This is a genomic window from Loktanella salsilacus, from assembly GCF_024206795.1.
Lineage (GTDB): Bacteria > Pseudomonadota > Alphaproteobacteria > Rhodobacterales > Rhodobacteraceae > Loktanella > Loktanella salsilacus.
In genome coordinates this window covers 3,061,383-3,073,218 of sequence record NZ_CP072994.1, presented here as the reverse complement: position 1 = coordinate 3,073,218, position 11,836 = coordinate 3,061,383, and the positions used below count along the sequence as shown (strand labels likewise).

The window sequence follows — 11,836 nt, the reverse complement described above, 5'->3', positions numbered from 1 at the left end:
CTTCTACTGCTGGACTTGCAGCGTGACAATCAGCGATTCATCCCCGTCGCCCATGCGCATCCCCTTAACCGGGGCCGCATCGCTTGCGTCGCACCCAATAGCCAAGCGGGCATAGCGTTCATCCGGGCTGATCCCGTTAGACACATCGAACCCCACCCAACCAAGCGTCGGCAGATGCACCTCTGCCCAAGCATGGCTGGCGTCTTGATCAATCCGGTCGTCCAGTTTCAAATAGCCCGAGACATAGCGCGCAGGAAATCCGGCGTAGCGTGCGGCAGCGATCATGATGTGCGCATGGTCTTGGCACACACCCGCGCCGCCCGTCAGTGCCTGATCGGCGGTGGTGTTGGTATAGGTCTGGCCGATCAGATAGGGCACAGCCGCCAAAATTTGGGCTGATAGTGCGTGGCAAGCCCTCAGCGTATCAGTGGCTGATTTCAGCGGACGGGCCAGTGCACGGATATCCTTGCTTGGTTTTGTCAGCGCCGTGTCCTGCATGAAATGCCACAACGGTGCAGCGCCATAAACCTTGCCCATCACGCCTGCACGGTCATGCGTGCGCACGGTGCCGCTGGCGGTGACGGTCAATTCGGTCGCACCGCGGTCGGTGTTCACCAGATCGATGACGTTGCCGTGGTGGTCCTCGCAGGTCAGTTCGATCACGCCGCCATCGACGGTGACTGTCCAGTCCAGCACGGTTTGCATGATGTTCGACTGCGGCCGCAAATGCAGTCGCTGCAGCGCATAGCTGACGGGCGTGTCATAGGCGTAGCGGGTCGTGTGGGAAATATGCAGGTCCAAGGGGTATCCTAACCGTAGAACTTGTAATCACGCTCGATCATTTGGCCGAGGGCATAGTTGTCTTGAATGAAATTCGTGATGAATTCATGCAAACCCTCATCAAAGATCGAGGCGATGTCCCGCTCTTTCAGCTTTTTCAGCATCAGCTCGGCGTGGTCATGGCAGGCGTGACGCTCGCCATATTCGTCGGCCAGATAGTTCAGGTTTTCGACAGTTGTTGCCATGGAAAACACCAGCGACCGGGGTAGGCGACGATCAAGGATCAGGAACCGCGCGACGCCAGCGGCGGTCATCTCGTCCTCGTCCAGCCAGCGAAAGGCCCGGTGTGCGGATACGGATCGCAGGATCGTTTCCCACTGCACGTTATCCAAGGACGATCCGACAAAGCTGCTGGACGGCAGCAGCGTGTAATATTTAACGTCGATGATCCGCGCCGTGTTGTCAGCGCGTTCGATAAAGGTGCCGATGCGGGCAAAGTCGTAAATATCATTGCGCAGCATCGTGCCGTGCAACGCGCCGCGCACGATGGCGGATTGCTGGCGGATACTGTCCAGAACGCGGGGCAGTTCGGTTTCCTTGACCGGGCGCTTTAGCAGATCCTGAATCGTCATCCAGCTATCGTTGACGGCGGTCCAGACCTCTGACGTGAGCGCGGTGCGCACCAACCGCGCATTGTCGCGGGCCGATTTTGTCACCGAATAGACCGACGACATGTTGTCTTTGTCGCGCAGCAAATAGTCGATCACATCGGTGGCGTTAAAGGTGTCGTGCTTTTCGCGGTAGCGGGTCGCGACGCCTGCGGTGGTGGCAACGGATTCCCACTCGGTGCTTGCGTCAGTGGACCGGGTCAATGCAATGCGAAAGCCAGCCTCGACCAAGCGTGCGGTGTTTTCGGCGCGTTCCAGAAAGCGAAACATCCAGAACAGGCCGCCTGCGGTTTTTCCCAGCATAGTTTAGTCCTCCAGCACCCAAGTATCCTTGGTGCCGCCTCCTTGGCTGGAATTGACGACAAGCGATCCTTCGGTCAGCGCAACGCGCGTCAGGCCGCCGGGCGTGATGTCGACGCCATCAGGCGACACCAGCACGTAGGGGCGCAGGTCAACGTGGCGCGGAGCAAGGCCCTTTTTCACCATGATCGGCACAGTCGACAGCGACAGCGTGGGTTGAGCGATATAGTTGCTGGGCCGGGCGCGCAGTTTGTCAGCGAAATCAGCGAGCTCTTTTTTGCTGGCGGCGGGCCCGACCAACATGCCGTAACCGCCCGATCCGTGGACTTCTTTCACAACCAGCTCTGCCAGATTATCGAGCACGTATTTCAAGCTATCCGGCTCGCCGCAGCGGAACGTCTCGACGTTTTTCAGGATCGCTTTTTCACCGGTGTAGAATTCAATGATATCGGGCATATAGCTATAGATTGCCTTGTCGTCGGCGACCCCCGTGCCCGGTGCATTGGCGATGGTGATATTGCCGGCGCGGTAGACGTCCATAATGCCCGGCACGCCCAGCATCGACTTGGGATTGAACGTCAGCGGGTCAAGGAATTCGTCATCGACCCGGCGATACAGCACGTCAATTTGCTTGTAGCCGCGGGTCGTGCGCATGGCGATGTGGCCGTCCACAACGCGCAGGTCGTGGCCTTCGACCAGCTCTGCCCCCATCTGATCGGCGAGGAATGAATGTTCATAATAGGCCGAGTTATAAATCCCCGGCGTCAGCACAGCGATCACCGGCTTGCCGCCGCAGGACTTGGGCGCGGATGCCGCAAGAGAACGGCGCAGATTCTTCGGGTAATCGCTGACGGGCCGCACTTTGATGCGGCTGAACAATTCTGGGAACATTTGCAGCATCGTTTCGCGGTTTTCCAGCATATAGCTGACACCGGACGGCGTGCGTGCGTTGTCTTCTAGGACAAAGAAGTCGTCTTCGCCGGTGCGGACAATATCAGTCCCGACGATATGCGTGTAAACGCCGCCAGGGGGCGAAAAGCCCATCATTTGCGGCAGGAACGCTTCGTTTCTGGCGATCAAATCTATCGGGATGCGGCCTGCCCGCAGAATTTCTTGGCGGTTGTAGATGTCGTGTAGGAACGCGTTGATGGCACGCACACGCTGTTCGATACCGCGCGACAGCTTCGTCCATTCGCGCCCCGAAATGATGCGCGGCACCAGATCGAACGGGATTAGCCGCTCTTCGGCGGCCATCTGCCCGTAGACATTAAAGGTGATGCCGGTACGCCGAAAGAAGGCTTCGGCCTCTTTGGATTTCTTGGCAAGGCGGCCGGGATCTTGGCCGTCGAACCACGATTTATAATTGGCATAAGGCGGGCGCACCTGATCGTCGCCCATCCGCATTTCGTCAAAGTGATCTGGCTTTGTATTCATGTGACTGAAGCTAACGCTTTCCTAGGATACTGCAAATTATTCAGGCAGGTTCCGCGGAAAGGTCAACAGGTCACCACCGAAACTGTCTGCTCATTTAAGGTTGCCGCCCCAAAAGCGGTTAAAAAAGCGACATCCGCGGCGTCGCGGCCAACGCCTGCGATGATCATGCGATCAGGCGTCGTCATGCCTGTGGGATCGATTAAATGCCAGCCGCCGTTCAGGTAAAACTCTGCTACAGCATGAAAATCTGGCGGGGTGACATCTGGGCTATAGACACTGGCGATGCGTGCGGGGATCGCGCTGGACCGGCACATAGCGATTAAAAGATGGGCATAATCGCGGCAAACGCCGCGCCGGGCGTCAAATGTATCCTGCGCGGTGGTGTTGCCGTCGCTGCTTTCGCCATCATAGGTCAAATTGTCGGTGATCCAACGCGACATCGCCAGCACACGCGGCCCGCCGCGCAGGTCGCCAAACGTGTCCGTCATGAACGCGCCAAAGCTGTCAGCCGTGCAATAACGCGACGCCATCAGGTATTTTACCGTTGGCGCGTTCAGCTGATGCAGCGGCGTTTCTTTCAGGGATTTCAGTTGGGCAACCGGGCGATTGACGGTCACTTGCGCCGAATAGGTCAGCAGCAGATCACCGTTGGTTTCCAGCCAGATACGATTGCCGATACCTTCTTCGGCGGGCATGTCGCGAAAGGACTTATAGGCCGCAATTTCTGTGTTTTCCCACGTCACCGTCTGGTTGAAATCCGTCATCGCGCGGATCTGCAGCAGCAGGGTGCAAGGCTGAGGGATGCCATAGTTCAGGCGCACAGTGATCTGGCTGTCCAAGTAAATAATCCTGTCTGAAGGTGTCGTCGCAAAACCCGCCGTAACGCAGATTAGTTCCGTCCTATGTCACACCAAAGACAACCCGCCAAGGGCCGCAATGCGGGCGATGATGGGATCGATTCCCTGATCGTGGCGCAGGGCCGCAAAGCAAACCGTGCCGTCGCCGCGCATGCGTGCTGCGTCGCGGGCCATGACGTCAAGCGATGCGCCGACATGCGGGGCCAGATCGGTTTTGTTAATCACCAAAATGTCGGACCGGGTGATGGCGGGGCCACCTTTGCGTGGAATCTCCTCTCCTGCGGCGACGTCGATGACATAGATCGTCAGGTCGGCAAGTTCGGGACTAAAGGTTGCGGAAAGATTGTCGCCGCCGCTCTCAATCAGGACGACGTCCAGATCGGGATGGCGGCTGCGCATCTCAGCGACGGCGGCCAGATTGATACTGGCATCCTCGCGGATGGCGGTATGCGGGCAGCCGCCGGTTTCCACGCCGATGATCCTGTCCATAGGCAGGATTTGCATCCGCATCAGCGCCTCGGCGTCCTCTTGCGTATAGATATCGTTGGTGATCACGCCGATGGACAGTTGGTCCTTCAGCCGCACTGCCAGCTTGGCCGTCAGCGTTGTTTTGCCCGCGCCAACAGGTCCGCCAATACCAATGCGCAGTGGCCCGTGAGGAGAGGTCATGACCGGAATATCCTTGGTTGAAGTGTCTCGTGCTGCATGGCGGCGATGTCCGCCAGAAACGCGCTGCCGCCCAGATCGTCAATGCTTTGCGTCAGCGCCGCTTGCGCCAGCAACAGGCATAGCGGCGTTTGATCCGCGACAATCCGCTGCGCCTGAGTTTGTCCCAATGGCATGCAGCGCTGCGCCGCTGAAATCAGCCCTGCGGTGAACGCATGCAGGTACGCCGAAAGCGTCACATCTAGGGCGATCCCCTGCATCCGGGCCGCACGGCCGACGGCAACCGGCAAGCACATGGGCCGCAGGTCCAGCCCCCAAACGGCATTCACCGTGGTGCAAAACGTCTCGCCCTGTGCTGTCGTTTCCAGCAGCCGTTCGCGGGATGGCGCAAGGGCGCGGGCGAGTGCGTCAATCTCTTGCGCATCGTCGCTGCGATACGCCTCTGCCAACAGGATGGCGTCGTTGCGGCCAGTTCCATGCGTGAGCACGGTGGCAATCCAGTCCTGCAGGCCCGCTGCATCGCGCAACCTTCCATCCGCGACCGCCATTTCCAACCCGTGCGAATAGCTAAACGTACCCAGCGGAAAACCGGGCGAGAGCCATTGCATCAGCGTTAGTAGTCCCTCAGTGGGCATGCGGCATCGTCCGGCCGTGGCCATAAGCCCCGCCTTCGGGGGTGAAGGGTGCGTCGATTTCGGCAACATCCGCGCCCAGATGATCGCGCAACATGTGACCAATGACCGGATCGCGCAGGATCAGCAGGTGGTCGCCTGCAAACTGACAGGGCATGTGGCGATTGCCGATATGCCATGCCATCCGCACCAAATCGCCAGCGACGCGGTACAGCGGCTCTGCGGCAGCGACGACGCGAATAAACCGACCGTCGTTCAGCGCCAGCAGATCACCGTCATTTAGGGATGTTGTGTGTTCCAAATCGACCAGAACCGCGGTGCCACCATCGCAAGTTAGCACTTTGCGCCGCATCAACCGCGCATCGTAGGTCAGCGCGCAGGTGTCGAACACCTGCGCGCTGTGATTGTCAGTGACAATATTATGAACGATCAGCTGCGTCATGCGCGGCCCCCGTTCGCCGGATCAAAGATCAGACGTAGAACAGGTCGCGAAAGACGTGTTGCACGATACGGTCGCGCTTGATGCCCAGTTTGGACAGCTCTTCGTCTGTTTTTGCTTCCAGATTGTTGATCTGGTCCATCCGCGAACGGCGCTCCATATAGGCATTCATGCCCTGGCCGATCGAAGCGAAGAAAGCGTCCACTTTTTCGCGGATTGCTGCGGTGCGCGGTGCGCTGAGTGTTTGCGTAGCCATTGGAAACCTTGTCTGCGGCAATCGCCGCTAAAGTATGAATCAGGTCTCCTCCCCTGCCAGACAACATAGGGATGCTGCGGCGCAGCACAATTGCGTTTTCTGCAACCCCGATGCCCACCATCAGAATAGAAAGTATCGCTGGGCCATCGGCAGAACCTCGGCGGGTTGGCATGTCAGTAGCTCTCCGTCGGCGCGGACCTCGTATGTTTCGGGGTCCACATCGATCTGGGGCAGGGCGTCATTCAAGATCAGATCGCGCTTGCCGATGTTGCGGGTGTTCTTGACGGCGACAGTCTGCTTTGCCAGCCCAAGGCTGTCACGGATGCCTGCATCCTGCGCCGCTGCGCTGACGAAACTGACGCTGCCATGCCGAAGTGAGCTGCCATACGCCCCGAACATCGGGCGCGAATAAACAGGCTGCGGCGTTGGGATGCTGGCATTCGGATCGCCCATCTGTGCCACGACTATTGTGCCGCCCAGCAGCACCATTTCCGGCTTCACACCAAAGAATGCGGGGCTCCACAATACCAGATCGGCGCGCTTACCCTCTGTGATGGATCCCACCTCGTGGCTGACGCCATGGGCAATCGCCGGGTTGATCGTATATTTCGCAATATAGCGGCGGACGCGAAAGTTGTCGTTGTCGCCGGTTTCCTCGGCCAACCGCCCGCGCTGTTTCTTCATCTTATCGGCGGTCTGCCATGTGCGGATGAGCACCTCACCGACCCTGCCCATCGCCTGACTGTCGGACGCGATGATCGAAAACGCGCCCATATCGTGCAGAATATCCTCTGCGGCAATCGTCTCGCGGCGGATGCGGGATTCTGCAAAGGCGACGTCTTCGGGGATCGATTTGTCCAGATGGTGGCACACCATCAGCATATCGAGGTGCTCTTCGATCGTGTTCACCGTGAAGGGCCGCGTCGGGTTGGTGGACGACGGCAGAACAAACTCTTCGCCGCAAATCTTGATGATATCCGGCGCATGACCGCCGCCAGCGCCTTCAGTGTGGAAGGCGTGGATCGTGCGGCCTTTCATGGCCTTCACGGTATGCTCCACAAAGCCGCTCTCGTTCAACGTGTCGGTGTGGATCATGACCTGCACGTCCATGTCGTCCGCGACAGACAGGCAGCAATCGATGGCCGCAGGTGTGGTGCCCCAATCCTCGTGCAGCTTTAGACTGCAAGCGCCAGCTTTGACCATCTCGATCAAAGCGTCCGGCTGGCTGGCGTTGCCCTTGCCCGCAAGGCCGATGTTCATTGGGATGCCGTCAAAGGCCTGCAGCATCCGCCCGATATGCCAAGGACCCGGCGTGCAGGTCGTGGCCAACGTGCCATGGGCAGGCCCCGTGCCGCCGCCAAAACAGGTGGTGACGCCGGAATGAAGCGAATCTTCCATCTGCTGCGGCGCGATAAAGTGGATGTGCGAATCAAACCCGCCAGCGGTTAAAATGCGGCCCTCGCCGGCGATAATCTCTGTCCCCGGTCCGATAATAATATCAACGCCGCTTTGCGTGTCAGGATTGCCTGCCTTGCCGATCTTGTGAATGCGGCCATCCTTCAGCGCGACATCCGCCTTCCAGATCCCAGCATGATCAACGATCAGCGCATTGGTGATGACCGTATCCACAGCCCCGCCCGCCCGCGTGACCTGAGACTGCCCCATCCCGTCGCGGATCACCTTGCCGCCACCGAACTTCACCTCTTCGCCGTAGGTGGTCAGATCGCGTTCGACCTCAATGATCAAATCAGTGTCCGCCAGACGCACCTTGTCGCCCGTCGTCGGGCCAAAGGTGGCGGCATAATTCGCGCGGGAAATCAGGGCTGGCATAGGCTCACTTCATCAACGTTGGGCCGCGCTTGCCAAGGCGTTTGGCATTGGCGCGGGTTTTCTGGCGCAAGGGCTTTACGGCGGCATTCATGATCTCGTCCGGGCGCTTGCCCGTCATCGCCGCCAGCGTGGCACTTTGCATCGATTTGGTGATCGCTTCGGTCTTCTCGGACACCATGCGGTCGTTTTCATCGGAGGTGACGGACCACAGCCCGCCCCAGCCCATCATGCGCATGGCGATGACGCTCTGCGCTTCGGCCAGCATCATGCCGACCTCCATCTGTGTTTTGAATAATTCGAGCGGGGTCGCATTCCGGGCCATGTCACAACTCTCCCATGACGGCTGCATTGAACCCATAGATAAGCCGCCGCCCGCCGATTGCGATCAGTTTCACTTCGCGGCGCTGACCCGGCTCGAACCGCACGGCAGAGCCGGGCGGGATATCCAGCCGCATCCCGCGCGCCGCAGCCCGGTCAAAATCCAAACCCGGATTGGTCTCTGCAAAATGGTAGTGGCTGCCAACCTGCACGGGACGATCGCCCGTATTGGCGACCATCAGCGTCAGCGCCTCAGAGCCCGCGTTCAGCTCGATATCACCCTCTGCCGTCATCACTTCACCGGGGATCATTGCGATACCTCTTCTCATCATCTTGCTAAAAATACTCAAAATTCAACGGATCGGTTCGTGGACCGTCACCAGCTTGGTGCCGTCTGGAAACGTCGCCTCGACCTGCACCTCTGGCAGCATCTCTGCGATACCCTCCATGCACTGATCGCGGGTAATCACCTGCGCGCCGGCTTCCATCATATCGGCAACGGACCGCCCGTCGCGGGCACCTTCGACGACGGTATCTGTAATCAGCGCAATCGCTTCGGGGTAATTCAGCTTTACCCCGCGCGATAGCCGCTTGCGCGCGACCTCGGCCGCCATAGCGATCAGCAGTTTGTCTTTTTCACGGGGTGTCAGTTGCATATCAAAGCGTCCAAGTCGGGGGCAGGGGGCCGCGAAGAGCGGTCAAAACGGGGATCAGCGCGCGGCGTAGATCGTGGCTGTCTGCGGCCAGAACGCGCGCGAATAGGACGCCGTCCCGGATCAGGCTGACGCCAGCATTGATGGGCATCAATGCGCGCAGGGTATTCAGCCGCGCCTCGGCATCGGGGGCCACATAGGTCACGCTGGCAAGGCAATTCGCCGGGCCGCCGCACCAAGCCGCAGCCATCTGGTCAGAGATCGCGCCGTCCAGCGCGATGGCATCAGCGAAAACCAAATCGCTGCCGCGTGTGATGCGGACGTCGTCCTTTGCAAAACCTGCTTCAATCCGCTCGCCCATCAGGGCACGGCCAAGCACAAGGGTTTCGACACCTAGGAAAATAGCGTCCTCGGCCATATCAACAGTCAGCCTGCGCCGCAGGCGGCAGCGATCAAACAGGATGGTTTCCTGCGGCAGCCAGTCCAGCCGTGCGCCGGGGGCAAGGGCCGCTTCCGTCGTCATGCGGGCGGTCTGACCGGGCTGGGCTTTGTAAATCCGCTCTGCCGTTTGGGTGGTCAGGGTCAGGTGACTACCCTGTGCGACCTGCGCGGCAATGGAAAAGCGGTCGCCTCCAGTCACGCCGCCTGCGGTGTTCAGCGTCACGGCCAGCAGATCGCCACCCGCGTGGCGCGGGAACAGCGCCTTGGACGCGCCGGATTGGCGCAGCGTGTCCAGCCGGTTACTTGCCTTCACACCAATGCGCAGCACACCCTGCGCGCGGGGCGTCAGGTGATGCGGGTCATCATGCAATGGCGCGGCAAGTGTCATGGCCTAACCCTGCGCAAATTTCTCGGGCAGAGGCAACAGAACAGCCCGTCGTTACGGGCCATTCTTGAGCGATTGCCTGAAAATTAGGCGATAACCGCGCGGCGTTCCCCGCGCATGTTCAGCGCAAGCAGTCCTGCGACCACGGCCAAACCAACCAGATTGACGGACAGATGGTGCGGCCAAAGGCAGGCAATACCCGCCGCTAACGCCACAATCCGCAAGGGCCAGCCGAGGGGGCGTTCCATACAGCCCTGCAGCGCCGCCGCGACGGCGTAGATGCCAAAGACCGCAAATCCGAAAACGGTCACGACCGCCCCCCAGTCGCGTGACAGCAAGGGCGTATAGGCGAACAGGACCGGCACGATGTACAGGCCCTTAGCGAGCTTCCAACTGGCAAAGCCTGTCGCCATCGCCGGGGCCTTGGCGATCGCAGCGGCGGTAAATGCCGCAAGTGCAACGGGCGGCGTCACGTTGCTGTCTTGGGACAGCCAAAAGATGATCATATGCGCGGACAGCAGGGCTAGCGTCGCAGCCTCTGCCGGGACCGTCAGGTCGCGCAGGGGGCTTGCGACCTCTAGCGGCAAGGACGCGACCAGCGCCGCAGCCTCGGGCCGCGCCATGGGGGCCATGATCGCCTGCATCGCCTCTGGTGCGCCCAGCATCAGGACGGCGCGGGCGGTGTCGGGCAGCTGACCCAGGACCAGCGCGTCCACGACAAAGCGGTCTGCGATCATACCTGCCAATGCGGGGGCCGACAGCGTCGCCAGCACGATATAGGCCGCCGTCACCGGCAGACCCATACCAAGGATTAATGACGCCAGCGCGATCAGGACGATGGCCACCAGAATGTTGCCGCCAGCCCAATCCGAGATCATCAAGCTAAAGGTATTGCCGATCCCCGCAGTCGCGATCACGTTCACGATCAAGCCGACAGCGCACAGCAGCACGGCGGTCAAGATCATACCCTTTGCGCCCATCGACAGCGCCTCGACCACAGCCTTTGGGCCCATGGGATTGCGGGTCAGCCAGCTGGAGGCGATGACCGCGACGATGCCGTAAACGGCGGCATAGGTTGGCGTATAGCCTGCGACCAGCATCCCGATCAGCAGGCCGATGGGCAGCACGAAACTCGCCCCGCCATTACGGAAGGCGGAACCAAGGGTTTGGCCCGTGTTTTCCATCGGCGGCAGGTTTTGACGCTTCGCCTCGATCCGCACAAAGAACGCGACGGATAGGAAATACAGCAGGGCGGGCAGGGCAGCGGCCGCAACGATACGCTCGTAAGGGATCTGGGTGAAGGCAGCCATGACAAAGGCACCGGCCCCCATAATGGGCGGCATCAGCTGCCCGCCAGTGCTGGCCGCGGCCTCGACCCCGCCGGCAAACTTGGGACTAAAGCCTGCCTTTTTCATCAAAGGGATCGTGATGACGCCGGTGCTGGCCGTGTTGGCAACAGCAGAGCCGCTGATCGTGCCAGTCAGTCCGCTGGCAATGACAGCAACAATACCCGGCCCGCCGACCATCTTGCCTGCGACAGCGCGCGCCAGATCAATGACGAAATCGCCCGCACCCGACCGCAGCAGGAAGGCACCGAAGATGATGAACAAAAACACATAGGTCGAAGAAATCCGCGCAATCGACCCGAACATCGCGTCATCGCCATAGATAGAGCGGAAGGCGACAGTCTCGACACTCAGCCCCGGAAACCGGAAGACGCCGCCGACAAACTGACCCCACCACGCGATGTAGGTCAGGGCAAGGATGATCAGAACGGGGATGATCCAGCCGGTCAGCCGCCGCGTCAACTCTATCGCGCCGCCGACGCAGACGGCGATGGCGGTCCAGTCGGGCGTCGACAGCTTTACCCCGCGATCATAAATCGCGTTTTCCGCTGTGGCGAGCCAGATGGCAGAGGCGGCAACAGCAAGCCCGAGGATCAGATCAAAGATCCGCACCAGTCGGCTGTCGCGCGCTGTGCCCGCAAGAGGGTAATAGATGCAGGCCAGCAGGGCAAAGACCGCAAAGTGCAGCGCATTGCGCGTCAGTTCTGACACCACCGGATACAGCGCGATATAAAGGTGTGCCACGGATATGGCCGCGCAGAATACGGTCAGCCCACGCGCCCACGCGCCATCAATGCGCCGCAGTGCGGCGTTTTCGGTATCATCCGACAT

Annotated in this window: 14 protein-coding genes; all 14 read right to left on the bottom strand. The window is 60.2% G+C overall.

Features of this window, described 5'->3' with window-relative positions; translation table 11 throughout:
* Positions 1–3: 3 nt before the first annotated feature.
* Positions 4–801 (bottom strand): transglutaminase family protein, encoded by a 798-nt coding sequence (locus KBW81_RS14850; protein WP_254247700.1) that lies wholly within the window; start codon positions 799–801, stop codon positions 4–6.
* A gap of 8 nt (positions 802–809) precedes the next feature.
* The gene (locus KBW81_RS14845; protein ID WP_254247699.1) at positions 810–1,751 is read right to left on the bottom strand and encodes an alpha-E domain-containing protein; all 942 of its coding nucleotides are present in this window, start codon (positions 1,749–1,751) and stop codon (positions 810–812) included.
* Positions 1,752–1,754: 3 nt separating this feature from the next.
* A complete protein-coding gene (locus KBW81_RS14840; RefSeq protein ID WP_254247698.1) occupies positions 1,755–3,182 on the bottom strand; it encodes a circularly permuted type 2 ATP-grasp protein in 1,428 nt (475 codons plus the stop codon).
* Between the two features lie 62 nt (positions 3,183–3,244).
* Positions 3,245–4,021 (bottom strand): transglutaminase-like domain-containing protein, encoded by a 777-nt coding sequence (locus tag KBW81_RS14835; RefSeq protein WP_254247697.1) that lies wholly within the window; start codon positions 4,019–4,021, stop codon positions 3,245–3,247.
* A gap of 66 nt (positions 4,022–4,087) precedes the next feature.
* Positions 4,088–4,708, bottom strand: coding sequence for an urease accessory protein UreG (gene ureG / locus KBW81_RS14830; protein WP_090186233.1), 621 nt, complete (start codon positions 4,706–4,708; stop codon positions 4,088–4,090).
* On the bottom strand, positions 4,705–5,340 hold the full coding sequence (locus tag KBW81_RS14825) for an urease accessory protein UreF (RefSeq protein WP_254247696.1): 636 nt from the start codon (positions 5,338–5,340) through the stop codon (positions 4,705–4,707). The genes ureG and KBW81_RS14825 overlap by 4 nt, the downstream gene beginning before the upstream one ends.
* Entirely contained in the window at positions 5,330–5,779 is a 450-nt protein-coding gene (locus KBW81_RS14820; RefSeq protein ID WP_254247695.1) for an urease accessory protein UreE, read from the bottom strand. Before KBW81_RS14820 ends, KBW81_RS14825 begins: the two co-directional genes overlap by 11 nt.
* Positions 5,780–5,807: 28 nt before the next feature.
* Positions 5,808–6,032 (bottom strand): hypothetical protein, encoded by a 225-nt coding sequence (locus KBW81_RS14815; protein WP_090186241.1) that lies wholly within the window; start codon positions 6,030–6,032, stop codon positions 5,808–5,810.
* Between the two features lie 120 nt (positions 6,033–6,152).
* On the bottom strand, positions 6,153–7,862 hold the full coding sequence (gene ureC / locus KBW81_RS14810; protein ID WP_090186245.1) for an urease subunit alpha: 1,710 nt from the start codon (positions 7,860–7,862) through the stop codon (positions 6,153–6,155).
* Between the two features lie 4 nt (positions 7,863–7,866).
* Positions 7,867–8,184, bottom strand: a complete 318-nt coding sequence (locus KBW81_RS14805; RefSeq protein WP_090186247.1) for a hypothetical protein — start codon at positions 8,182–8,184, stop codon at positions 7,867–7,869.
* Position 8,185: 1 nt separating this feature from the next.
* On the bottom strand, positions 8,186–8,491 hold the full coding sequence (locus KBW81_RS14800) for an urease subunit beta (RefSeq protein ID WP_254247694.1): 306 nt from the start codon (positions 8,489–8,491) through the stop codon (positions 8,186–8,188).
* A 42-nt stretch (positions 8,492–8,533) separates the two neighbouring features.
* Positions 8,534–8,836: an urease subunit gamma gene (locus KBW81_RS14795; RefSeq protein WP_090186253.1), complete on the bottom strand. Its 303-nt coding sequence runs from the start codon at positions 8,834–8,836 to the stop codon at positions 8,534–8,536.
* 1 nt (position 8,837) lies between these two features.
* Positions 8,838–9,662, bottom strand: coding sequence for an urease accessory protein UreD (locus KBW81_RS14790; RefSeq protein ID WP_254247693.1), 825 nt, complete (start codon positions 9,660–9,662; stop codon positions 8,838–8,840).
* Positions 9,663–9,745: 83 nt separating this feature from the next.
* A complete protein-coding gene (locus tag KBW81_RS14785; RefSeq protein WP_254247692.1) occupies positions 9,746–11,836 on the bottom strand; it encodes a TRAP transporter permease in 2,091 nt (696 codons plus the stop codon).

What these genes read in the sequence shown, in the direction of transcription:
- KBW81_RS14845 (WP_254247699.1), bottom strand. Translation starts at nt 1,751, where the DNA reads ATGCTGGGAAAAACCGCAGGCGGCCTGTTCTGGATGTTTCGCTTTCTG.
- KBW81_RS14840 (WP_254247698.1), bottom strand. Translation starts at nt 3,182, where the DNA reads ATGAATACAAAGCCAGATCACTTTGACGAAATGCGGATGGGCGACGAT.
- ureG (WP_090186233.1), bottom strand. Translation starts at nt 4,708, where the DNA reads ATGACCTCTCCTCACGGGCCACTGCGCATTGGTATTGGCGGACCTGTT.
- KBW81_RS14825 (WP_254247696.1), bottom strand. Translation starts at nt 5,340, where the DNA reads ATGCCCACTGAGGGACTACTAACGCTGATGCAATGGCTCTCGCCCGGT.
- KBW81_RS14820 (WP_254247695.1), bottom strand. Translation starts at nt 5,779, where the DNA reads ATGACGCAGCTGATCGTTCATAATATTGTCACTGACAATCACAGCGCG.
- KBW81_RS14815 (WP_090186241.1), bottom strand. Translation starts at nt 6,032, where the DNA reads ATGGCTACGCAAACACTCAGCGCACCGCGCACCGCAGCAATCCGCGAA.
- ureC (WP_090186245.1), bottom strand. Translation starts at nt 7,862, where the DNA reads ATGCCAGCCCTGATTTCCCGCGCGAATTATGCCGCCACCTTTGGCCCG.
- KBW81_RS14805 (WP_090186247.1), bottom strand. Translation starts at nt 8,184, where the DNA reads ATGGCCCGGAATGCGACCCCGCTCGAATTATTCAAAACACAGATGGAG.
- KBW81_RS14800 (WP_254247694.1), bottom strand. Translation starts at nt 8,491, where the DNA reads ATGATCCCCGGTGAAGTGATGACGGCAGAGGGTGATATCGAGCTGAAC.
- KBW81_RS14795 (WP_090186253.1), bottom strand. Translation starts at nt 8,836, where the DNA reads ATGCAACTGACACCCCGTGAAAAAGACAAACTGCTGATCGCTATGGCG.
- KBW81_RS14790 (WP_254247693.1), bottom strand. Translation starts at nt 9,662, where the DNA reads ATGACACTTGCCGCGCCATTGCATGATGACCCGCATCACCTGACGCCC.
- KBW81_RS14785 (WP_254247692.1), bottom strand. Translation starts at nt 11,836, where the DNA reads ATGTCGGATGATACCGAAAACGCCGCACTGCGGCGCATTGATGGCGCG.